The 20,266-nt window shown below is 73.0% G+C and carries 18 protein-coding genes; 15 read left to right on the forward strand and 3 right to left on the reverse strand.

The genetic code is table 11. The features are described from left to right. The first annotated feature begins 118 nt into the window (after positions 1–118). From QJ852_10720 to sodN, 5 genes are all read left to right on the forward strand, one after another. Entirely contained in the window at positions 119–631 is a 513-nt protein-coding gene (locus QJ852_10720) for an Lrp/AsnC family transcriptional regulator (protein WGX98901.1), read from the forward strand. Between the two features lie 79 nt (positions 632–710). Then, the gene (locus QJ852_10725) at positions 711–1,196 is read left to right on the forward strand and encodes a DUF1877 family protein (protein WGX99446.1); all 486 of its coding nucleotides are present in this window, start codon (positions 711–713) and stop codon (positions 1,194–1,196) included. A 39-nt stretch (positions 1,197–1,235) separates the two neighbouring features. Further along, positions 1,236–2,618 carry an FAD-dependent oxidoreductase gene (locus QJ852_10730; protein WGX98902.1) on the forward strand — a complete coding sequence of 461 codons (1,383 nt, stop codon included), beginning with the start codon at positions 1,236–1,238 and terminating at the stop codon, positions 2,616–2,618. Between the two features lie 85 nt (positions 2,619–2,703). Then, the gene (locus QJ852_10735) at positions 2,704–3,234 is read left to right on the forward strand and encodes a flavin reductase family protein (GenBank protein WGX98903.1); all 531 of its coding nucleotides are present in this window, start codon (positions 2,704–2,706) and stop codon (positions 3,232–3,234) included. A gap of 65 nt (positions 3,235–3,299) precedes the next feature. Then, the gene (gene sodN, locus QJ852_10740) at positions 3,300–3,695 is read left to right on the forward strand and encodes a superoxide dismutase, Ni (GenBank protein ID WGX98904.1); all 396 of its coding nucleotides are present in this window, start codon (positions 3,300–3,302) and stop codon (positions 3,693–3,695) included. A 74-nt stretch (positions 3,696–3,769) separates the two neighbouring features. Here sodN and QJ852_10745 read toward each other — a convergent pair whose 3' ends face one another. Next, positions 3,770–4,006, reverse strand: a complete 237-nt coding sequence (locus tag QJ852_10745; GenBank protein WGX98905.1) for a hypothetical protein — start codon at positions 4,004–4,006, stop codon at positions 3,770–3,772. Between the two features lie 133 nt (positions 4,007–4,139). On the opposite strand from QJ852_10745, the gene QJ852_10750 reads away from it, so the two are divergent. From QJ852_10750 to QJ852_10765, 4 genes are all read left to right on the forward strand, one after another. Then, positions 4,140–4,565, forward strand: a complete 426-nt coding sequence (locus tag QJ852_10750; GenBank protein WGX98906.1) for a Fur family transcriptional regulator — start codon at positions 4,140–4,142, stop codon at positions 4,563–4,565. A 29-nt stretch (positions 4,566–4,594) separates the two neighbouring features. After that, entirely contained in the window at positions 4,595–6,802 is a 2,208-nt protein-coding gene (katG, locus tag QJ852_10755; protein ID WGX98907.1) for a catalase/peroxidase HPI, read from the forward strand. A gap of 89 nt (positions 6,803–6,891) precedes the next feature. Continuing rightward, positions 6,892–7,203 (forward strand): GNAT family N-acetyltransferase, encoded by a 312-nt coding sequence (locus tag QJ852_10760; protein WGX98908.1) that lies wholly within the window; start codon positions 6,892–6,894, stop codon positions 7,201–7,203. Next, positions 7,200–7,661 carry a carboxymuconolactone decarboxylase family protein gene (locus QJ852_10765; protein ID WGX98909.1) on the forward strand — a complete coding sequence of 154 codons (462 nt, stop codon included), beginning with the start codon at positions 7,200–7,202 and terminating at the stop codon, positions 7,659–7,661. The genes QJ852_10760 and QJ852_10765 overlap by 4 nt, the downstream gene beginning before the upstream one ends. Here QJ852_10765 and chrA read toward each other — a convergent pair. After that, on the reverse strand, positions 7,646–8,779 hold the full coding sequence (gene chrA, locus QJ852_10770; GenBank protein WGX98910.1) for a chromate efflux transporter: 1,134 nt from the start codon (positions 8,777–8,779) through the stop codon (positions 7,646–7,648). The two genes, QJ852_10765 and chrA, sit on opposite strands and share 16 nt — an antisense overlap. A gap of 110 nt (positions 8,780–8,889) precedes the next feature. Between chrA and QJ852_10775 the strand changes: the two genes are divergently transcribed. Next, on the forward strand, positions 8,890–10,968 hold the full coding sequence (locus tag QJ852_10775) for a PhoX family phosphatase (protein ID WGX98911.1): 2,079 nt from the start codon (positions 8,890–8,892) through the stop codon (positions 10,966–10,968). Between the two features lie 92 nt (positions 10,969–11,060). Here QJ852_10775 and QJ852_10780 read toward each other — a convergent pair whose 3' ends face one another. Beyond that, the gene (locus QJ852_10780; protein ID WGX98912.1) at positions 11,061–11,822 is read right to left on the reverse strand and encodes a 3-oxoacyl-ACP reductase family protein; all 762 of its coding nucleotides are present in this window, start codon (positions 11,820–11,822) and stop codon (positions 11,061–11,063) included. Between the two features lie 142 nt (positions 11,823–11,964). On the opposite strand from QJ852_10780, the gene QJ852_10785 reads away from it, so the two are divergent. The 5 genes from QJ852_10785 (at position 11,965) to QJ852_10805 (ending at position 20,264) form a co-directional block, all read left to right on the forward strand. Further along, positions 11,965–13,653, forward strand: coding sequence for an ABC transporter ATP-binding protein (locus QJ852_10785; GenBank protein WGX98913.1), 1,689 nt, complete (start codon positions 11,965–11,967; stop codon positions 13,651–13,653). Continuing rightward, positions 13,650–15,431, forward strand: a complete 1,782-nt coding sequence (locus tag QJ852_10790; GenBank protein ID WGX98914.1) for an ABC transporter ATP-binding protein — start codon at positions 13,650–13,652, stop codon at positions 15,429–15,431. The genes QJ852_10785 and QJ852_10790 overlap by 4 nt, the downstream gene beginning before the upstream one ends. A 151-nt stretch (positions 15,432–15,582) precedes the next feature. Next, positions 15,583–18,087, forward strand: coding sequence for a leucine--tRNA ligase (leuS, locus tag QJ852_10795; GenBank protein WGX98915.1), 2,505 nt, complete (start codon positions 15,583–15,585; stop codon positions 18,085–18,087). 26 nt (positions 18,088–18,113) lie between these two features. Then, positions 18,114–18,983 (forward strand): DegV family protein, encoded by an 870-nt coding sequence (locus tag QJ852_10800; GenBank protein WGX98916.1) that lies wholly within the window; start codon positions 18,114–18,116, stop codon positions 18,981–18,983. 225 nt (positions 18,984–19,208) lie between these two features. Beyond that, complete coding sequence (locus tag QJ852_10805; protein WGX98917.1) at positions 19,209–20,264, forward strand: helix-hairpin-helix domain-containing protein; 1,056 nt, start codon at positions 19,209–19,211, stop codon at positions 20,262–20,264. The last annotated feature ends 2 nt before the right edge of the window (positions 20,265–20,266 follow it).

A 20,266-nucleotide genomic window follows, 5' to 3' on the forward strand; every position in this document is an offset into this window, starting at 1 on the left:
ACCGGTCCGTGCATACTCGACCGCGGACCGGTGCGGCCGTGTGCGCAGCCCGGCACGAGTTGAAGGAGATGCGGAGATGGCACGTCCCGAGTCTGCGGCGGACCGAGAGCAGAACGACATGAGCGAGTTCGTGCTCGGTGACTCCCAGAAGGCCGACCTCGACGCCACCGACCTGCGGCTGCTCAGCCTGCTCGTCAGCGACGCCCGGGCCAGCCAGCGCAAGATCGCCCGGGAGCTCAGCATCTCCGCGCCGACCGTCGGGGAGCGCATCGCCCGCCTCGAGCGGGAGGGCGTGATCCGGGGCTACCGCGCCGATGTCGACTGGGGCGCCCTGGGCTTCCCGATGCAGGTCTACGCCTCGATCATCGCCGCCTCCAACCAGGCCTCGGTGCTCCGGGCGCTGCACGAGATCAGCGAGGTGGAGCAGGTGCTGGTCGTCACCGGTTCGATGGACCTGCTGGCGCGGCTCCGGGTCCGGGACTCGACGCACCTGCGGAAGGTCCTGCTGGAGGCGATCTGGGAGATCCCGGGAGTGACCCGGGTCGAGACCCTGGTGAGCCTGGCGGAGACCAAGCCGAAGGACTTCCTCCAGGGCATGATCGGAGTGCTCCAGCGCGACCACGAGGAGTGAGGGGCGGGTCGTCCCCGTTCCTTGGTTCTCCCGTCCGTCGATGCGGCCGGGATCGTCTCGTACCCTCGACGCCGTGGGCATGCAGGCGGCGTACACGCTGGTCGACGAGGCGACCCTGGACCGCCTGGTGGCCTCGGCTCCGGAGGAGCTGGGGGCCGCCCTGGAGGCGTTGGAGGCCGGGGGAGCGCCCACGGTCTACCTCGACAAGCTGTGGGACGGCCTGCACTTCCTGCTGACCGGGGCGTCCGCGGGCACGCCGATCGCCGGGGACCCGCTGAGTGATGCCGTGGTCGGCGTGCACGTCTTCGAGGCGGAGGACTATGTCGGCTGCACGGAGCACGACGAGCTGTCGGTGGTGGTGGCGGCCCTGGAGGCCGTCGATCTCCCTGCGGCGCTGGCGGATGCGCGTTTCGATTCCTTTACCGCGGCGGACGTCTATCCGCGGATCTGGTCGGGCGATCCCGCTGCCCTGCGTGCCGAGCTCGCCGAGGCGTTCGGCGTCCTCCTCGAGGTGCACCGTGCCGCCCTGGCCGGCGGGCAGCACGTGGTGGTGAGCATCCTCTGAGCCCGCGGTTTGGCTGCGACGGGCTACTAGGCTCGCCCGGTGACCAGTGCGCGCAGGACCGGCGGTGTGTCGTACTGGTGGGCCGACCTCGGCCTGCCCGAGCCGCGGGACCTGCTCGCCGGCGACGAGGAGGTCGACGTCGTCGTGGTCGGCGCGGGCTACACCGGGCTGTGGACGGCGTACTACCTCCGCGAGCTGCGGCCCGACCTCGACATCCGCGTGGTCGAGCAGCAGTTCGCCGGGTACGGCGCGTCCGGGCGCAACGGCGGATGGCTCTCGGCGTCGGTGACCGGCGGGCTGGACGGCTACGCCCGCACCCACCCGCGGGCCGAGGTCGCACGCTTCCAGCTCGCCATGAACGACGCCGTCGACGAGGTGATCGGAGTCGCGGAGCGGCACGGCATCGATGCCGAGGTGCGCCGCGGCGGCACGCTGCTGGTCGCCCGCAACGCGGCGCAGGCGACCCGGGCCCACGCGGCCGCAGCGACCGCGGAGCGGTGGCCGGAGACGGAGGCGCGGCTGCTGGACGCCGACGAGGCGGACGCCCGGATCCGGGTGGCCGGCACGCGGGTGGCGCTGTGGGAGCCGCACTGCGCGCGGATCCACCCGGCCCGTCTCGCCCGCGGCCTGGCCGACACCGTGCGCGAGCGCGGCGTCCGGATCCACGAGGGAACCACGGTCCGCATGATCGCGCCCGGTCGGGTGGAGACCGACCGTGGCACCCTCCGCGCGCGCCACGTGATCCGGGCGACCGAGGGGTTCACCGCCCGGCTAGCCGGCGAGCGGCGCACCTGGGTGCCGATGAACTCCTCGATGATCGTCACCGACCCGCTGCCCGCCGACGCCTGGGCGGCCATCGGCTGGCAGCACCACGACACGCTCGAGGACTTCGCCCACGTCTACTCCTACGCCCAGCGCACCGCCGACGGCCGGATCGCCATCGGCGGCCGCGGCCACCCCTACCGCTTCGCGTCGCGCACCGACCTCGACGGCGACATCCCGGACCGCACCGTCCAGCACCTGCGTGACGTCCTGTGCGCGTGGTTCCCCCAGTTGCGCGACCTCGGTGTCGCCCACGCGTGGAGCGGCGTGCTCGGAGTCCCGCGCAACTGGCGGGCGACCGTCGGGTACGACGCCGCGAGCGGCCTCGGCTGGGCAGGCGGCTACGTCGGCACGGGAGTCACCGCCACGAACCTCGCCGGCCGCACCCTCGCCGACCTGGTCGCGGGGGAGCGGACCGAGCGCACCACCCTGCCCTGGGTGGACCAGCGGGCCCGGACCTGGGAGCCCGAGCCGTTGCGCTGGCTGGGCATCCACGGTCTCTACCGGGCCTACGGGCTCGCGGACCGGCAGGAGGCACGGGGTGCGCGCCGTACGTCGTGGATCGCCCGGGTGGGGGACCGGATCAGCGGGCGCGGCTGAGACTTCGACATGTGAGGTGCGTCATGTCGACTGGACCTCAAGTGCGCTTGAGGTTCTATGCTCCCTTCGTGTGAAGGGAGAGTCGATGACGCACGCCGCCTCGCATTCGTTGGCAGATCGGTTCAAGGCCGGCTTCCGGCGCCATGCCGCGGGGGTCGCGATCGTGGTCGGAGAGACCGCGGAGGGCCCGGTCGGAGCCACGGTGTCCAGTGTCGCGTCGGTCAGCGCCAGTCCACCGCTGCTGTCCTTCTCGCTCGCCCGCGCCAGCACCGTCGGCCCGCAGCTCGTCGGCCGCGACACCCTCTCCGTGTTCCTGTTGGCCGACTCCCAGGCCGACCTCGCGCGGGCGTTCGCCGACCGGCGGGCCGAGCGTTTCACCGAGGCTCAGGGCTGGACCCGGGACGAGCGCGGGCTGGTGCTTCCCGACGCCGTCGCGGCCTTCCACGGCCGCCCCGCGCACGTCATCCCGGCGGGTGGCTCGTGGTTGGTGCTGCTCGAGGTCGACCGGATCGACGAGGGTCCCGCGGCGGCGCCGCTGGTCCACCACGACCGCGACTACTGGGCGCCCGCGCCGCTCCCCGAGATCCGCCGCGCCCTGCGCGCGGTCGAGGGTTGAGCCCGCCTCTCCCTCCGCGGCACACCCGCCGCACGCCCGTACCCACCGAGAGGAACCACTCACCCATGCGTCTGTTCGCCCCGACTGTCGAGGTCTCCGCCCACTGCGACCTGCCCTGCGGCGTCTACGACCCCGCCCAGGCCCGGATCGAGGCCGAGTCCGTCAAGGCCGTCATCGCCAAGGCCCTCGACAGCGACGACCCCGACTTCCGCACCCGCGCCATCCTGATCAAGGAGCAGCGCTCCGAGCTCGTCAAGCACCACCTCTGGGTGCTGTGGACCGACTACTTCAAGCCCCCGCACTTCGAGGCCCACCCCCAGCTCCACACCCTGGTCAACGAGGCCACCAAGCTCGCCGGCGCCACCGGCACCAAGGGCACCCTCGACCTGGCCAAGGCCGACGAGCTCCTCGCCAAGATCGACGAGATCGCCGAGATCTTCTGGGCCACCAAGAAGGCCTGAGCGGCCACGCTCCCCGACGACACACGGCCGGCCCCGCCGATGGCGGGAGCCGGCCGTGTCTTGTCGGGAGGTGGTCAGAGGTCGCCCGGGCGCCGATGGCGAGGGTCGACGTGGAGGCGATCCCCGTCCGGGTCGCCCGGATCGAGGGGCGGTGTGTGGTCGGTCCGATCGGCGGTCGGGTCGACCCGCTCCGGGTCGTGAGCGACGTCCTCGTTGCGCCGTCGGTCGGCGACGAACGCCCAGACCAGGCCCAGGACGATGAACGCGGCGACGACCACGCCGATGATCAGCCAGGCAGGTGACATGTCCATGGCGGGGTGGTACCCGGTCGCCGTCGCCCTAGTCGGGCGGCCCGGGCACCTGACCCGGCAGACGATCTCGATCGGACGGCGACACACCCGCTGTTGATCTTGACTGGTTCAAGAAAGATGGCATGCTGGAGTCATGTCCGCGCCCGACTTCCAGCAGCAGCTGCGAGAGGTCGCGCTCCGGGTCACCCGGCCCCGGCTCGCCGTCCTGGAGGCGGTGCACGCGCATCCCCACGCGGACACCGAGTCGATCATCGCGGCGGCGCGCGCGCTGCTGCCCGAGGTGTCCCACCAGGCGGTGTACGACTCGCTGCACACGCTGACCCACGCCGGTCTCGTGCGCAGCATCAAGCCCGCGGGCTCGGTCGCGCGCTACGAGACGCGCACCGGCGACAACCACCACCACGTCGTCTGCCGCTCGTGCGGCGAGATCGCCGACGTGGACTGCGCGGTCGGCCACGTGCCGTGCCTGACCGCCTCCGACTCCCACGGCTTCGTGATCGACGAGGCCGAGGTCATCTATTGGGGCCTCTGCCCCGACTGCACATCCCGCCCCCAGTAGGTACGACAGGTCCCCGGAAAGGTTCCCGAATGCCCGACAACAACCAGCACACCGAGCCCCTCGTGACGGAGGAGCCGCAGGACGCGCAGCAGGCGGCCGGCAAGTGCCCGGTCATGCACGGTCTGACCCACCCCACCCAGGGCTCGGCCAACCAGCAGTGGTGGCCCAACAGGCTGAACCTGAAGATCCTCGCGAAGAACCCGGCCGTGGCCGACCCCTTCGGCGGCGACTTCGACTACAAGGCCGCCTTCCTGGCGCTCGACCTCGACGAGGTCAAGGCCGACGTCAAGGCCGTGCTCACCGACTCCAAGGACTTCTGGCCGGCCGACTTCGGCCACTACGGCCCGCTCTTCGTCCGGATGGCGTGGCATGCCGCCGGCACCTACCGCGCCACCGACGGCCGGGGTGGTGCCGGACACGGTCAGCAGCGCTTCGCGCCGACCAACTCCTGGCCCGACAACGGCAACCTCGACAAGGCCCGGCGCCTGCTCTGGCCGGTCAAGAAGAAGTACGGCAAGTCGCTGTCGTGGGGCGACCTGATGATCCTCGCCGGCAACGTGGCGCAGGAGGACATGGGCCTGCCGATCTTCGGCTTCGGCGGCGGTCGCTCCGACGTCTGGGAGCCGGACGACGACATCTACTGGGGTCCGGAGGCCGAGTGGCTCGAGGACGAGCGCTACACCGGTGAGCGCGACCTCGAGGACCCGCTCGCCGCGGTCCAGATGGGCCTCATCTACGTCAACCCCGAGGGCCCCAACGGGAACCCCGACCCCCTGGCGTCGGCCGTCGACATCAAGGAGACCTTCGGTCGGATGGGCATGACGGTCGAGGAGACCGTCGCGCTCATCGCCGGTGGCCACACCTTCGGCAAGACCCACGGCAACGGCCCGGCCGAGGCCGTCGGCCCCGAGCCGGAGGCCGCGCCGATCGAGGAGCAGGGCCTGGGCTGGAAGTCCTCGCACGCCTCGGGCAAGGGCATCGACGCCATCACCTCGGGCCTGGAGGTCACCTGGACCTACCACCCGACCCGCTGGGACAACGAGTTCTTCCACATCCTGTTCGGCTACGAGTGGGAGCTCTTCGAGTCGCCGGCCGGTGCCCAGCAGTGGCGGCCCAAGAACGGCGCCGGGTCCGACATGGTCCCCGAGTCGTTCGGCGACGGGAAGCGCGAGCCGCGCATGCTGACCTCCGACATCGCCCTGCGCGAGGACCCCGAGATGGCAGCCATCTCGCGCCGGTTCAAGGACGACCAGAACGCCTTCACCGACGCCTACGCCCGCGCCTGGTTCAAGCTGACCCACCGCGACATGGGCCCGAAGTCGCGCTACCTCGGGGCCGACGTCCCGGCCGAGGACTTCGTCTGGCAGGACCCGATCCCCGCCGGCACCGCGCTCACCGACACCCAGGTCGCCGACCTGAAGAAGGCGATCGCCGACGTCGACCTCACCGTGGCGCAGCTGGTGTCGACGGCGTGGGCCTCCGCGTCGACGTACCGCGGCTCCGACAAGCGGGGCGGCGCCAACGGTGCCCGCATCGCGCTGGAGCCGCAGCGCTCCTGGGCGATCAACCGTCCGGCCGAGCTCGCGCCGGTCCTGACGACGCTGCAGGAGATCGCCACCGCCCACGACGCCTCGCTGGCCGACACGATCGTGATCGCCGGCTCCGTCGGCGTCGAGCGGGCCGCCGCCGCGGCGGGCGTGAACGTCACGGTCACCACCACCACGGGCCGTGGCGACGCCACCCAGGAGCAGACCGACGTCGAGTCGTTCGGCTACCTCGAGCCCAAGGCCGACGGCTTCCGCAACTACCTGCCGAAGTCGAGCAAGTACCCCAGCGAGTTCGCGCTCGTCGACCGGGCCAACCTGCTCGGCCTCAGCGCGCCGGAGCTCACCGTCCTCGTCGGCGGTCTCCGGGTGCTCGGCACGAACTGGGACGGCTCGGACCTGGGTGTCTTCACCGATGCCCCGGGCACGCTGACGAACGACTTCTTCGTCAACCTGCTCGAGCTCGACACCACGTGGACCGCCACCGACGCCTCGGAGGAGGTCTTCGCCGGCACCACCGCCGACGGTCGCACCTGGACCGGCAGCCGCAACGACCTGGTGTTCGGCTCGAACTCCGAGCTGCGCGCCCTCGCCGAGGTCTACGCCAGCGACGACGCCAAGGAGAAGTTCGTCCGCGACTTCGTCGCCGCCTGGACCAAGGTCATGGACGCCGACCGCTGGGACCTGCGCTGACCGCGTGACCCGCTGAGGCACCGCACGGAGGCCGTCCCCACGGGGGCGGCCTCCGTGTCTTTTCACCGGCCGACCGGCAGGATGGACGCATGAGCGACGCTCCGGACAACAGCGCCATCACCTACGTCCACGCCCCCGACAAGCACCGCTACGAGATCCGCGACGGCGAGACGCTGGCGGGCTTCACGCGGTACCGCCTGCCCGACGACGTGCACGTCGACTTCGTGCACACCGAGGTCGACGACGCGTACGGCGGCCGGGGGCTCGCCGGCGAGCTCGTGGCCGCGGCGCTGGCCGACGTGCGGGCCCAGGGCAAGCGGATCATCGCGCACTGCCCCTATGTCGCGAAGTGGCTCACCAAGCACCCCGAGTACGACGACATCAACGACCCGGTGGCATGAGCCGACCCGAGACCGCCCCGCTCTACCTCGACAAGGCCGTCCCCGCGGCGTACGCCGCCGCGACCGACCTCGCCCGCGAGGCCGGCGTCGCTGCGGAGGCGGCCGGCCTCGACCGGCTCCTCGTCGAGCTGGTCAACATGCGGGTCTCCCAGCTCAACGGCTGCGCCTTCTGCCTCGACCTGCACCAGCGCCGGGCGGTGCGGGCGGGGGAGTCGGAACGACGTCTCGCCCTGCTGCCGGCGTGGTCGGAGACCGGCCTGTTCACCGTGCAGGAGCGGGCGGCGCTCGCCCTCGCGGAGTCGGTCACCCTGCTGCCCGACGCGGAGCAGCGCCGTCGTACCGAGGAGGAGAGCCGTACGGTCCTCGGCGACGACGCCTTCGCCGCGGTCGCGTGGGTGGCGCTCACGATGAACACCTTCAACAGGATCTCGATGACCAGCCATCACCCGGTGAGATAGCGGAGCACCCCCACGGCCGCCCCGGCCGCGATGAACCAGGCGCTGTTGAGCCGGGTGCGCCACAGCAGCACCAGCGTGCCGAGCGCCAGGGCGACGGTGAGCACGTCGACCAGGCCGGTGCGGCCCAGCTGCAGGGACACGCCCGCCATCAGTGCGAGGGCGGTGGCGTTGAGGCCGTCGAGGAGCGCCGCCGTCCAGGCCCGGGAGCGCAGCCAGTCGGTCAGCCGGGTGAGCAGGCCGACGAACACGAACGACGGCAGGAAGATCGCGACGGTCGCGACGACGGCGCCCGGCAGGCCCGCGACGACGTACCCGAGGAAGGTCGCGGTGGTGAACACCGGCCCCGGCGTGACCTGGCCGATGGACACCGCGTCGAGGAGCTGCTGCTGGGTGACCCAGCCGAGGCGGTCGACGAAGTCGCCCTCCAGGAACGCGATCAGCACGTACCCGCTGCCGTAGAGCACCGCTCCGATCTTGAGCATCGTCCAGAACAGCTCGGGAAGCCGTCCGTCCGGGGTCACCGCCACCGCGAGCAGGGGGAGCCCGAGCAGTGCGTGGTCGCCGCGGCGCGCGAGGGCGCGGGCGGCGTGCGCCACGGCGGCGATGGCGGCGCCCCCGAAGAGGACGGCGAGCTCCGGCGCGCCCAGCAGGTACGCCGCCAGCGCGGCGCCGGCGAGCAGCGCCAGCCAGCGGGAGGCGAGGACCGTCCGGGCCAGGCCGACCAGCGCCCAGGCCACGATCGCGACGACCACCGGCACCACGCCGTACAGCACGGACTCGACGGCGGGCGTCTCGCCGTACTCCACGTAGGCCCAGGCCAGCACGCCGACGATGAGCGCCGCCGGCAGGATGAAGCACACTCCTGCGGCCACGAGTCCGCGCCAGCGGGCCCGGTCGTGGCCGAGGTGGATCGCGAGCTCGGTCGAGTTGGGCCCGGGGATCAGGTTCGTGGCGCCCATCAGGTCGGCGAAGCGCTGGTCGCTCACCCAGCCGCGCCGGCGGACCAGCTCCTCGCGCATCAGCGCGATGTGGGCGGCCGGACCGCCGAAGGCGATCAGTCCGAGTCGCAGGAAGACGGTCGCCACCTCGGAGGTCGATCCCGCCCGGAGAGGGGCCATGGCGTCATGATGCCGGTTCCGATCCACCCCGACGCACGGGGCGCGCGGCCTTCACTGGTGCGTCACCGACGGGTCGGGCGGTGTTCACCGGGCTCTGGTCGCCTACCGCCATGACCTCTGTGCGTCCCGAGAACCGACCGTTGATCGCCATCGCGCCCGAGGGCACCCGGCACGGTTCGCGCTCCCACATGACCTGCTTCTTCCGCTGCGGCAACGCCTGCGACCGCCCGGAGCCCAACCCGACCGACCACGTCCACGTCAGGGACGAGATCGCGAAGGCCGTCGGCCGTCGCAGCTTCCTGCGCGGCGGCAGCATCACCGCCGGTGCCCTCGTCGTCGGTGGGGTCGTCCAGTCGGGCGGCCTCGCCGCCGCCGCCACGCAGGCTCCGCGGCGGCCCGGGGCGCCGACCGGGCACGGTTCACTCGGCCAGGCCGCCTTCGCGCCCGTCGAGCCCAACAAGCGCGACGCCTTCGTCACCGCGAAGGGCTTCGACCACGACGTCGTCATCCGGTGGGGCGACCCGGTGGTCAAGGGTGCACCCGAGTTCGACCCGCACGCCCAGTCCGTCACCGCCGCGCGCCGTCAGTTCGGCTACAACTGCGACTACGTCGGGCTCCTGCCGCTGGACGACGACGAGGCGCTGCTGGTGGTCAACCACGAGTACACCGACGAGAACCTGATGTTCCCGACCGGCGCCTACTCCGCCGACGACATCAAGCGGATCGCGATCGCCAGCCACGGCATGTCGGTCGTCAAGCTGCGCCGGCACAAGCCGGCCGGCTCCTGGAAGCGCGCCGGGCTCGGGCACTCCCGGCAGAACCGGCGCCTCCACGACGCCACGGTCTTCGAGCTCACCGGCCCCGTCGCCGGCGACCCGCGGGTGCGCACCAGCGCCGACCCGACCGGCAGGAAGGTGCTCGGCACGCTCAACAACTGTGCCGGCGGCACCACGCCGTGGGGCACGGTCCTCTCCGGTGAGGAGAACTTCAACCAGTACTTCGACAAGGGCGCCGGGCTCGACTCCCGCTACGCCGCCTCGTACGCGCGGTACGGCATCAACGGCTCCGGCAAGGGCTGGGCGAGCGTGGACCCGCGCTTCGACCTCTCCAAGGAGCCGCACGAGCCCCACCGCTTCGGCTGGATCGTGGAGGTCGACCCGTACGACCCGACCTCCACGCCGCGCAAGCACACGATGCTGGGCCGCTTCAAGCACGAGGGCGCGAACATCGCCCTCGCCGCCGACGGCCGGGCCGTGGCCTACCTGGGCGACGACGAGCGCGGTGACTACCTCTACAAGTTCGTCTCCGCCGGCAGGTACGACGGCCGGGGCACCCGGGCGGCACGGGCGAACAACCTCGCCCTGCTCACGACCGGCACCCTGTACGTCGCCCGGCTGGTCGGCGACGGCACCGAGGACGGCCGGTTCGACGGCACCGGAACCTGGATCCCGCTGGCCAGCGACACCCGGTCGTTCGTGCCCGGCATGTCGGTCGCCGACGTCCTGCTCTTCACCCGCCTCGCCGCGGACAAGGTCGCCCCGACCAAGATGGACCGTCCCGAGGACGTCGAGCCGAACCCGGTCAACGGCAAGGTCTACGCGGCCCTCACCAACAACTCCAACCGCGGCAACGCCGCGATGCCGGTCGACGAGGCGAACCCGCTGGCCGCCTCGCAGGTCCGGGCCAGCATCGGCGCACCGCTGACCGACGCCAGCGGCAACCGCAACGGCTACGTCCTCGAGATGACCCCCGACGGCGGCGACCACGCGGCGACCACCTTCACCTGGGACCTGTTCCTCGTGTGCGGGGACCCGGCGGCGCCCGAGACCTGGTTCGGCGGCTTCGACAAGTCGAAGGTCAGTCCCATCAGCTGCCCGGACAATGTCGCCTTCGACAGTGCCGGCAACCTGTGGATCTCCACCGACGGCAACGTGCTGGGCAGCAACGACGGTGTCTTCCGGGTGCCGGTCGCGGGGCCGAACCGCGGCCAGGTGCAGCAGTTCTGCACGGTGCCCAAGGGAGCCGAGGCCTGTGGCCCGCTGATCGCCGACGACGACCGCTCGCTCTTCGTGGCGGTGCAGCACCCGGGCGAGATCGACGGTGCCACCTTCGAAAACCAGGCCAGCACCTGGCCGCACACCGACGCCTTCCCGCGTCCGTCGGTGGTCGTCGCCTTCAAGGCCCGCTGACCCGTCGCATCTGAACGTCTCAGAGGCGCCGACCCGGCGCGTTCAAACGCGCCGGGTCGGCGCCTCCAGCGCGTTCAGATGCGACGGGTCGATCAGGTGATGGTGAGCCCGCCGTCGACGGCGAGGGTCTGGCCGGTGACGTAGCCGGCCGCGTCGGAGGCGAGGAAGACCACGGTCGCGGCCAGCTCGCGGGCGTCGCCCTTGCGGCCGGCGGGGATCCGCTGCTTCTGCGCGTCGAGATAGCCCGGCGGATAGCTGTCGGTCATCTCGGAGGCGAAGAAGCCCGGCGCGATCGCGTTGACCCGGATGCCTTTGCGTCCCGTCCACTGCTGCGCGAGGTCGCGGGTCAGGCCGATGACACCGGCCTTGGACGCGGCGTACGCGGCCTGGGGGAGGCCGGCCGTGGTGATGCCGAGGACCGAGGAGATGTTGATGATGCTCGAGCCCGGTGCCATCACCCGACCGCAGGCCTGGGCCATCCAGTAGCTGCCGTTGAGGTTGATGTCGATGACCTGCCGGAACTCGTCCGGCGTCTCGCGCGTCGCGGGTACGGCGGTGCCGACCCCTGCGTTGTTGACCAGGATGTCCACCCGGCCGAGCTCGGCGACGGCTGCGTCGACGAGGGCCTGACAGGACGCGGGGTCGGCGACGTCGGTCGCCACACTGACGGCGCGGCGGCCGGCGGCCTCGACGAGGGCTGCGGTGTCGGCGAGACGGTCGACGCGCCGGGCGCCGAGGGCGACGTCGGCGCCGGCCTCGGCGAGCGCCTTGGCGAAGTCGACGCCCAGGCCGGAGCTGGCGCCGGTCACGACGGCGACCTTGCCGTCGAGGCGGAAGAGGTCGGTAACGGTCATGTCCGCACGGTAGTGGGTCATGGCGGCGGGCCGGGATGTGGACCCGCGCGGGCGGCCGCGAGCCGGGTTACTAAGGTGTGCCTCACCTGAGCACCCGGCGTCGCCGGCGTGGCCCCGGTGGCCAGGACCGCAAGGAGATCCGATGACACGGCACGCGCAGCAACCGGCACCCGACGGCTCTCGCGGGCTGCTGCGTGACGCGGTCACCGCCCAGCCGTGGCGGGTCACGCTCGCCACCGTCTGCGCGATCGGGCACCAGACGGGCGAGGCCCTCGTCCCGGTCGTCGTGGGCCTGGCCCTCGACCGCGGCGTCAGCGCCCGGGACGACCAGGCCCTCGTGCTGTGGCTGGTCGTACTCGCGGCGACCTTCGCGCTGCTGTCCTTCTCCTACCTCTGCTTCGACCGCACCGCGACCCGGGTGGTCGCCGATGCCGAGGTGGCCCTGCGCGGCCGGGTCGCGGCCCACCTGCTCGACGTACGTGGCGTCGGGGCCCACGAGGCCGGCTCCGGCGGGCTCGCCGAGGTGGCCTCGTCCGACGTCCGGGCGGTCGCCGAGACCTCGGGAGTGCTGCAGATGTTCGCGGCCGGGCTGGCCGGCATGGTCGTCGCCGTCGTCGCCCTGCTCCGGATCCACCTCGTCGTCGGTGCCGTCGTCGTGGTGGGGGTGATCCTGGTCGCGCTGCTGCTGCACCGGGTCTCCGCGGTCCTGGAGCGCCGGATCATCGCGGACCGCCGCGCCGGCGCTGAGGCCGCCGACGCGGCGTCCGACCTGCTCACCGGTCTGCGGGTGCTCAAGGGCCTCTCCGCCGAGGACGCCGCGAGCCGGCGCTTCCGGCTGGTGAGCGGTCGCGCCCTCGTCGCCTCCCTGCGCAGTGCCCGCGCGAACGCGGGCTTCGAGTCGCTCGCCGCCCTCGCCCCGGCCCTCCTCGTCGCGGCCACTGTCGCCGTCGCCGGCGCGCTGGCCCTCGACGGGCAACTGAGTCTCGGTGCCCTCGTCGCGGCGCTGGGCCTGGCCCAGTTCCTCGCGGGGCCGCTGCAGATGGTGGCCTACACCTTCGCCGAGCTGGCGACCGTACGCGCCGCCGCGGCCCGAGTCGCGGGGGTGCTGCAGAGCACCCCGCCGGCGTACGGCGACGCGGAGGTGCCGTCCGACCCGCAGACGGTCACCGTGGACGGTGCCGTGGTCGGCCTGCCCGGCCAGCAGCTGCGGCTGCGGGCCGGTGCCGCCACCGGCGTCGTCGGCAGCCCGGAGCAGCTCGAGCGCCTCGCCGCCGCGCTGACCGGCGAGCCCCGCCCCGACGGCGACCTGGCCCGGCTGGGGGACCTGCCGTTGAGTGCGGCCGATCCCGCCGCCCTGCGGGCCGCGCTGGTCGTCGCCCCGCACGACGTGCGGCTGTTCACCGGCACCCTCGCCGCCAACGTCGACGGCGCCGGACGGGACCCGGTGCTGGTGGCGGCGGCACTCGACGCCGCCGCGGTCACCGACGTCGTCGCCGTACTGCCGGGCGGCCTCGACGCCGAGGTGGGGGAGGGCGGCCACCTGCTCTCCGGCGGCCAGCGCCAACGCGTCGGCCTCGCCCGCGCGCTCGCCCTCCAGGCCCCGACCCTGGTCCTGCACGAGCCGACCAGTGCGGTCGACTCGGTCACCGAGGCGCTCGTCGCCGAGCGCCTGACCGGCCTGCGGGAGGGACTGACGACCGTCGTCCTCACCACCAGCCCGGTGCTCCTCGACGCCTGCGACGAGGTGGTGTGGCTCACCGACGGCCTGCCCGCGGACACCCACCACGCACTCCTCGCCGACACCGGCTACGCGACGGCGGTGCTGCGATGACGACGCCGACGAGCCAGCCTGCGACCGCCCTGATCGGAGTCGCCTCCGGCCGCGCCACCCTCCGCACGCTGCGCCGGATCCTGCGCCCACGCGCCGGGCTCGCGGCAGGCGCCCTCCTGATGATGGTCGTCGCCGCGGCCGCCGGCATCGCCGTGCCGGTCGTGATCGGCCGAGTCGTCGACGAGGTGCTCGCGCCGGGGGCCGACGGCGGCTCCGTCGCCGGGCCCGTCGTCGTCCTGGTGGCCCTGGCCGCGCTCGCGGGCGTGGCGGGCCTCGTGGCCGAGCTGCTCATCGCCCGCGTCGGCGAGCCCGCGGTCGCCGAGCTGCGGGAGGAGGTGCTCGACCACGCCCTGCACCTGGAGTACGGCGTCGTGGAGGACTCCGGCACCGGCGACCTGCTCGCCCGGGTCAGCCAGGACGTGCGGGCGCTCGCCGAGGTCGTCCGAGCGGTCCTCAGCCGCTTCGGCGGCGCCGCGATCACGCTCGTCTTGAGCCTGGTCGGCCTGGCCGTGGTCGACTACCGCTTCGCGCTGGCCGCGCTGCTCGCCGTACCGATCCAGGTCTGGGCCACGCGGGGCTACCTGCGCCTCGCGGGCCCCACCTACCGCTCGCTGTCCCGTGCCGAGGGGGCCGAGGTGCAGCAGCTCCTTGAGTCGGTCCAGGCCAGCGGGACGGTGCGCGCGCTCGGACTCGGCGAGCGACACCGGGCCACCGTCCGGAGCCGGGCGCTGACCACCCGGGGGCTGCGCCTGGAGGCGGTGCGGATGCGGACGGTCTTCTTCCAGCGCCTCAACCTCGCCGAGTACGTCGGCACCGGCGCCATCCTCGCCGTGGGCGGCTGGCTGGTGGCGCGCGACGCGGTCACGGCGGGTGCGGCGACCGCGGCGGCGCTCATGTTCATCCGGCTCTTCAACCCGATCAACATCGTGCTGGCGCTGCTGGAGGACGTGCAGTCCGCCGCGGCGGGGCTGGGCCGCCTCGTCGGTGTCCTGGAGGTGCCGCGGCGGACCGTGCCACCCGGCGACGTCGCGGTCGCCGACCGGTCGGTGACCTTCAAGGGCGTCGGGTTCGGCTACCACCCCGACCATCCGGTCCTTCATGACCTCTCCCTGGTGATCGCGCCGGGGGAGCGGCTGGCGGTCGTGGGCGCGAGCGGTGCCGGCAAGAGCACGCTCGGCGCACTCGTGACCGGGCTGCGGCTGCCGACCGACGGGACGGTCTGGCTGGGCGGCGCGACCACCGCCGAGCTGGCGCCCGAGGTGCTGCGGCACACGGCCGCGCTGGTGACCCAGGACGTCCACCTCTTCCGGGGCAGCCTGCGCGACGACCTGCTCCTGGCCGCCCCCGCGGCGGGCGACGACGAGCTCACTGCAGCGCTCGACCTGGTCGGTGCGCGGAGCTGGGTCGACGCACTGCCCGAGGGCATGGCCACCCCGATCGGCGCCGGCGGACACCCGCTCACCGCGCTGCAGGCCCAGGAGGTCGCCCTCGCCCGGCTGGTGCTGGCCGACCCGCCGGTGGTCGTCCTCGACGAGGCGACGGCCGAGGCCGGGAGCGCCGGTGCGCGCCAGCTGGAGGAGGCGATCGAGCGGGCCACCGCCGGGCGCACGACGATCGTCGTCGCGCACCGGCTCAGCCAGGCGGCGCGGTGCGACCGGATCGCCGTCATGGAGGACGGCAGGCTGGTCGAGCTCGGCACGCCGCAGGAGCTGGCGGCCGCCGGGGGCGTCTACGCGCGGCTGTGGGCGGCGTGGGCGAGGGGGTCGGCGGAGGAGTAGCATGAGGGCGTGCGGATGATCCTGCTCCTTACCTAGCCGCGTCGGCGACCAGACCGGTCGACGCGGCGGCCCCTCCCTGTCGAGGGGCTTTTCCATGTCCGGAGCGTGGTCTGCGCGACAAGGGATGCGGGACCGAGACGAGAGAGTTGAGATGAGCAGCGAGAACGAGGTCCACTACGACGTCCACGCCGTCGAGGACAAGTGGCTCCCTGTCTGGGAGGAGCTCGACCCGTTCCGGGCCGACGACGCGGCGGTCGTCTCGGGTGAGCGGGAGAAGCGCTACGCGCTGACGATGTTCCCCTACCCGAGCGGCGACCTGCACATGGGCCACGCCGAGGTCTTCGCCATCCACGACGTGATCGCCCGCTATTGGCGGCTGCGCGGCTACGAGGTCCTCAACCCGATGGGCTGGGACTCCTTCGGGCTGCCCGCCGAGAACGCCGCCATCAAGAACGACGAGCACCCGGCGACGTACACCTATGCCAACATCGAGACGCAGTACTCCTCGATGAAGCGCTACGGCGTCAGCTTCGACTGGTCGCGTCGGCTGCACACCTCGGACCCCGAGTACTACCGGTGGACCCAGTGGCTGTTCCTGAAGTTCCGGGAGCGTGGCCTGGCTTACCGCAAGAACTCGCCGGTCAACTGGTGCCCCAACGACCAGACCGTCCTGGCCAACGAGCAGGTGCTGGCCGACGGCACCTGCGAGCGCTGCGGCGCGGTGGTGACCAAGCGCGAGCTGACCCAGTGGTACTTCAAGACCACGCAGTACGCCCAGGAGCTGTACGACTGCCTGGACGAGCTGCAGGGCTCGTGGATCGGCAAGGTCGTCAACGCCCAGCGGAATTGGATCGGCCGCTCCGAGGGCGCCCACGTCACCTTCGCGGTGTCCGATGACGGGGCGAAGGCCCACGACCCGGTCACCGTCTTCACGACCCGGCCCGACACCCTGTTCGGTACGACGTTCATGGTGGTCGCGGTCGACGCCAAGCTGGCCGAGGAACTGGTCACCGACGAGCACCGCGCCGACTTCGAGGCCTACCGCGACGAGATCCGCAAGGCCAGCGACATCGACCGGCTGGCCACCGACCGGCCCAAGACCGGCGTCTTCCTGGGCGTCCACGCGACCAACCCGCTGACCGGCGAGAAGCTGCCGATCTGGGCGACCGACTACGTCCTGGCCGACTACGGCACCGGCGCGGTCATGGGCGTGCCCGGCGGCGACCAGCGCGACTGGGAGTTCGCCACCACGTTCGGCCTGCCGATCGTGCGCACCACGCAGCCGCCGGCCGACTGGGAGGGCGAGGCGTTCAACGGCGAGGGTCCGGCGATCAACTCGCCCGCGCCCGGCGTCACCTGCGCGCTCGACATCAACGGCCTGTCGGTCGCCGAGGCCAAGAGCGCCACCATCGCGCACCTGACCGAGATCGGGGCCGGCGACGGTACGGTCAACTTCCGCCTGCGCGACTGGCTGCTGTCGCGCCAGCGCTACTGGGGCGCGCCCATCCCGATCATCCACTGCCCCAGCTGCGGCGAGGTGGCCGTCCCCGACGACCAGCTGCCCGTCGAGCTGCCCGAGCTGCGCGGCGCCGACCTCAAGCCCAAGGGCACCTCCCCGCTGGGCGCGGCCACCGAGTGGGTCGACGTCTCCTGCCCGCAGTGCGGCGGCCCGGCGACTCGCGACACCGACACGATGGACACCTTCGTCGACTCGTCGTGGTACTTCTTCCGCTATCTCTCCGCCCATGACGACACGCAGGCGTTCGACCCCGCGCTGGCCAAGGCGTGGGGGCCGATCGACCTCTACATCGGCGGCGACGAGCACGCCGTCCTGCACCTGCTCTACGCGCGGTTCTTCACGAAGGTGTTGCGCGACATGGGGCTGATCGACTGGGACGAGCCCTTCTCGGCGTACCTGTCGCAGGGCAAGGTCATCAACAACGGCCGCAAGATGAGCAAGTCGCTGGGCAACGGCGTCAGTCTGGGGGGACAACTCGAGGAGTTCGGTGTCGACGCCGTCCGGCTGACGCTGGTCTTCGCGAGCCCGCCCGAGGACAACGTCGACTGGGCCGACGTCTCGCCGACCGGCTCGGCGAAGTTCCTGCAGCGGGCGTGGCGGCTGGCGGGCGACGTCACCTCCGCGCCCGGCGCGGACGTCACCGGGGGTGACGTCGCGCTGCGCAAGGTCACCCACAAGACGATCAACGAGGCGCAGCAGCTGCTCGAGTCGTACCGCTTCAACGTCGTGGTCGCACGCGTCATGGAGCTGGTCAACGCCACCCGCAAGGCCATCGACTCCGGCTGCGGCCCCGAGGACGCCGCGGTCCGCGAGGCCACGGAGACGGTCGCGATCCTGCTGTCGATGGTGGCGCCGTTCACCGCCGAGGAGATGTGGGAGCGGCTGGGCCACCGGCCCTCGGTCGCGCAGGCGTCGTGGCCCGTGGTCGAGCCCGAGCTGCTGGTCGACGACGCCGTCACGGCCGTCGTCCAGATCCAGGGCAAGGTGCGCGGCCGGCTGGAGGTCGCGCCCGACATCAGCGAGGCCGACCTCGAGGCCGCCGCGCTCGCCGACCCGGCCGTGGTCAAGGCCATCGACGGCCGCGCGGTCCGCAAGGTGATCGTCCGCGCGCCGAAGCTGGTCAACATCGTCGTCTGAGCCCGTCCGGCGATAGCCTCAGTGACATGTCGATCGTCGTGGTCACCGACTCCACCTCGACCGTCCCGGCGGAGGTGGCCGCGGCCAGCGGGGTGCATGTGGTGCCGCTGCAGGTGGTCATCGACGACGACGTCTACGACGAGGGCGCCGAGGAGGTCACCCCGGAGCGGCTCGCCGTCGCGCTGAAGGAGAAGCGCGCGGTCAGCACCTCCCGGGCCTCGCCGGCGGTGTTCGCCGAGCTCTACGCGCGACTCGCGGCCGAGGGGGCGAGCGCGATCGTCTCGGTGCACCTGTCGGCCGAGGTCAGCGGCACCTTCGAGTCGGCCCTCGTCGCCTCCCGCGAGGCTCCGGTCCCGGTGACCTGTGTCGACACCCGGCAGGTCGGGGTCGCGACGGGGTACGCCGTCGAGTCCGCCCTCGACGTGATCGAGGGGGGCGGCACGGCGGCGGACGCGGCCGCGGCCGCCCGACAGCGGGCCGCGGCGGCGACGTCGCTGTTCTACGTCGACACCCTCGAGTACCTCCGCCGCGGCGGCCGGGTCGGTGCGGCGGCCGCGGTCTTCGGCGGTGCGCTCGCGGTCAAGCCCCTGCTCGGCATCGTCGACGGCGTGATCTCGCCCCAGGCGAAGGTACGGACCGCGGCCAAGGCGATCGCCCGGCTCGAGGCGCTCGCGGTCGAGGCCGCGGGCGAGCAGCAGGTCGAGGTCTGCGTCGCCCACCTCGCGGCGGCCGAGCGCGCCGAGGCGATGGCGGCGCGGCTGGTCGAGCAGGTCGGCGAGCGGCTGGTCCCCGCCCGCTCCGGAGAGCCGGTGCGCTGCGTCGAGCTCGGTGGGGTGCTGGGTGCTCATGTCGGTCCCGGCATGCTCGCGATCTGCGTCGCTCCCGTGTTGTCCTGACGGGGCCGAGCGCGTCGCGGATCGAGGGCGGCGCACAGGCCCGGGCCCGTGCTCGCCTCCGATGTGCTGCGCTACCGGCCGCGCTGAGGGCACTCGGAGCCCAGGAGCCCCAGCCGTCACGCCGGGTGACCTCGTTCCTCCCCAGGCCGGAATCCGCCGGGTGCCTGTCCACAGGCTGCCGGCTTCGTCCGGCCCGGCGGGCGGCCGCGAACCTAGCGTGCCTCCATGCCCGTCCGCCGCCCCGCCGCCCGCCCCGATCCACCCGGTGCCGATGCCGCCGCGCGCCGACTGGCGCTGATCGCGGCCGACCTGGGTGTCGCCCGTCCGGCTGTCGCCTCCGCGACGGACGCGGAGCCGGAGTCGGCGGTGCCGGGTGCTGGGTCGGGCGCGGCGAGGGCGGAGGCCGTCGAGCCGTGGTGGGCCGACCACACCCGGGTGGCGGTCCGGGTCTCGGGTGACGGGCAGGGTGCGGGGGTCGCTCCGGAGCGAGGCGCCGGGGGCGCGCCCGCCCTGCCGGTGCCCGGGCGGCACGCGGCCCGCCGCCGACGGCCGGGGCCAGGGGGCGCGCTGGTGCGCGTCGCGGCCCGCCTGCCCGGCCTCGGTCCGCACCAGGTGGCCGTTGTCGCCATCGCGGTCGCCCTCGGGCTCGCCCTCACCACGTGGTGGGTGCTCCGCGACCGGCCGGGCCCACTCGCGCCGGTCTCCGCCGAGCCGGCCGCACCGCTTGTCACCGGCCCGGCCGGCGCTCCCTCCGCGGTCCCCTCCGCCACGCCTTCCGCCGGTGCGGAGCGGGCTGGTGGAGCGGGGGCCGGCGCGGCGGGAGCCGCCGGGCCCGCGGCGACCGTCACCGTCGACGTGGCCGGCAAGGTGCGCCGCCCCGGCATCGTCGTCCTCGGCGTCGGGGCGCGGGTCACCGACGCGGTCGCGGCCGCCGGTGGCGCCCGCAAGGGCGTCGACCTCACTCCGCTCAACCTCGCCCGGGTCCTGGTCGACGGTGAGCAGGTCGTGGTCGGCGCGTCGGCGGCCGCGTCCACCGGAAGCGCCGGGACCGCGGGGAGCACCGGGGCGGCGGGCGGTGCGTCTTCGGGCCCTCTCGTCAACCTCAACACCGCCGGCCAGGCCGAGCTCGAGACCCTGCCCCGGGTCGGACCGGTCACCGCGCAGGCGATCATCGACTGGCGCGCGTCCCGCGGCGGGTTCACCAGCGTCGACGAGCTGCTCGAGATCGATGGCATCGGTGACAAGACTCTCGCCCAGATCGCTCCGCACGTGACGGTGTGAAA

This window comes from Nocardioides sp. L-11A, from assembly GCA_029961745.1.
In the GTDB taxonomy this organism is placed as follows: domain Bacteria; phylum Actinomycetota; class Actinomycetes; order Propionibacteriales; family Nocardioidaceae; genus Nocardioides.

Excerpts from the sequence above, each read along its gene's own strand:
- QJ852_10720 (WGX98901.1), top strand. The coding sequence starts at position 119 with ATGAGCGAGTTCGTGCTCGGTGACTCCCAGAAGGCCGACCTCGACGCC.
- QJ852_10725 (WGX99446.1), top strand. The coding sequence starts at position 711 with ATGCAGGCGGCGTACACGCTGGTCGACGAGGCGACCCTGGACCGCCTG.
- QJ852_10735 (WGX98903.1), top strand. The coding sequence starts at position 2,704 with ATGACGCACGCCGCCTCGCATTCGTTGGCAGATCGGTTCAAGGCCGGC.
- sodN (WGX98904.1), top strand. The coding sequence starts at position 3,300 with ATGCGTCTGTTCGCCCCGACTGTCGAGGTCTCCGCCCACTGCGACCTG.
- QJ852_10745 (WGX98905.1), bottom strand. The coding sequence starts at position 4,006 with ATGGACATGTCACCTGCCTGGCTGATCATCGGCGTGGTCGTCGCCGCG.
- QJ852_10750 (WGX98906.1), top strand. The coding sequence starts at position 4,140 with ATGTCCGCGCCCGACTTCCAGCAGCAGCTGCGAGAGGTCGCGCTCCGG.
- katG (WGX98907.1), top strand. The coding sequence starts at position 4,595 with ATGCCCGACAACAACCAGCACACCGAGCCCCTCGTGACGGAGGAGCCG.
- QJ852_10760 (WGX98908.1), top strand. The coding sequence starts at position 6,892 with ATGAGCGACGCTCCGGACAACAGCGCCATCACCTACGTCCACGCCCCC.
- QJ852_10765 (WGX98909.1), top strand. The coding sequence starts at position 7,200 with ATGAGCCGACCCGAGACCGCCCCGCTCTACCTCGACAAGGCCGTCCCC.
- chrA (WGX98910.1), bottom strand. The coding sequence starts at position 8,779 with ATGGCCCCTCTCCGGGCGGGATCGACCTCCGAGGTGGCGACCGTCTTC.
- QJ852_10775 (WGX98911.1), top strand. The coding sequence starts at position 8,890 with ATGACCTCTGTGCGTCCCGAGAACCGACCGTTGATCGCCATCGCGCCC.
- QJ852_10780 (WGX98912.1), bottom strand. The coding sequence starts at position 11,822 with ATGACCGTTACCGACCTCTTCCGCCTCGACGGCAAGGTCGCCGTCGTG.
- QJ852_10785 (WGX98913.1), top strand. The coding sequence starts at position 11,965 with ATGACACGGCACGCGCAGCAACCGGCACCCGACGGCTCTCGCGGGCTG.
- QJ852_10790 (WGX98914.1), top strand. The coding sequence starts at position 13,650 with ATGACGACGCCGACGAGCCAGCCTGCGACCGCCCTGATCGGAGTCGCC.
- leuS (WGX98915.1), top strand. The coding sequence starts at position 15,583 with ATGAGCAGCGAGAACGAGGTCCACTACGACGTCCACGCCGTCGAGGAC.
- QJ852_10800 (WGX98916.1), top strand. The coding sequence starts at position 18,114 with ATGTCGATCGTCGTGGTCACCGACTCCACCTCGACCGTCCCGGCGGAG.
- QJ852_10805 (WGX98917.1), top strand. The coding sequence starts at position 19,209 with ATGCCCGTCCGCCGCCCCGCCGCCCGCCCCGATCCACCCGGTGCCGAT.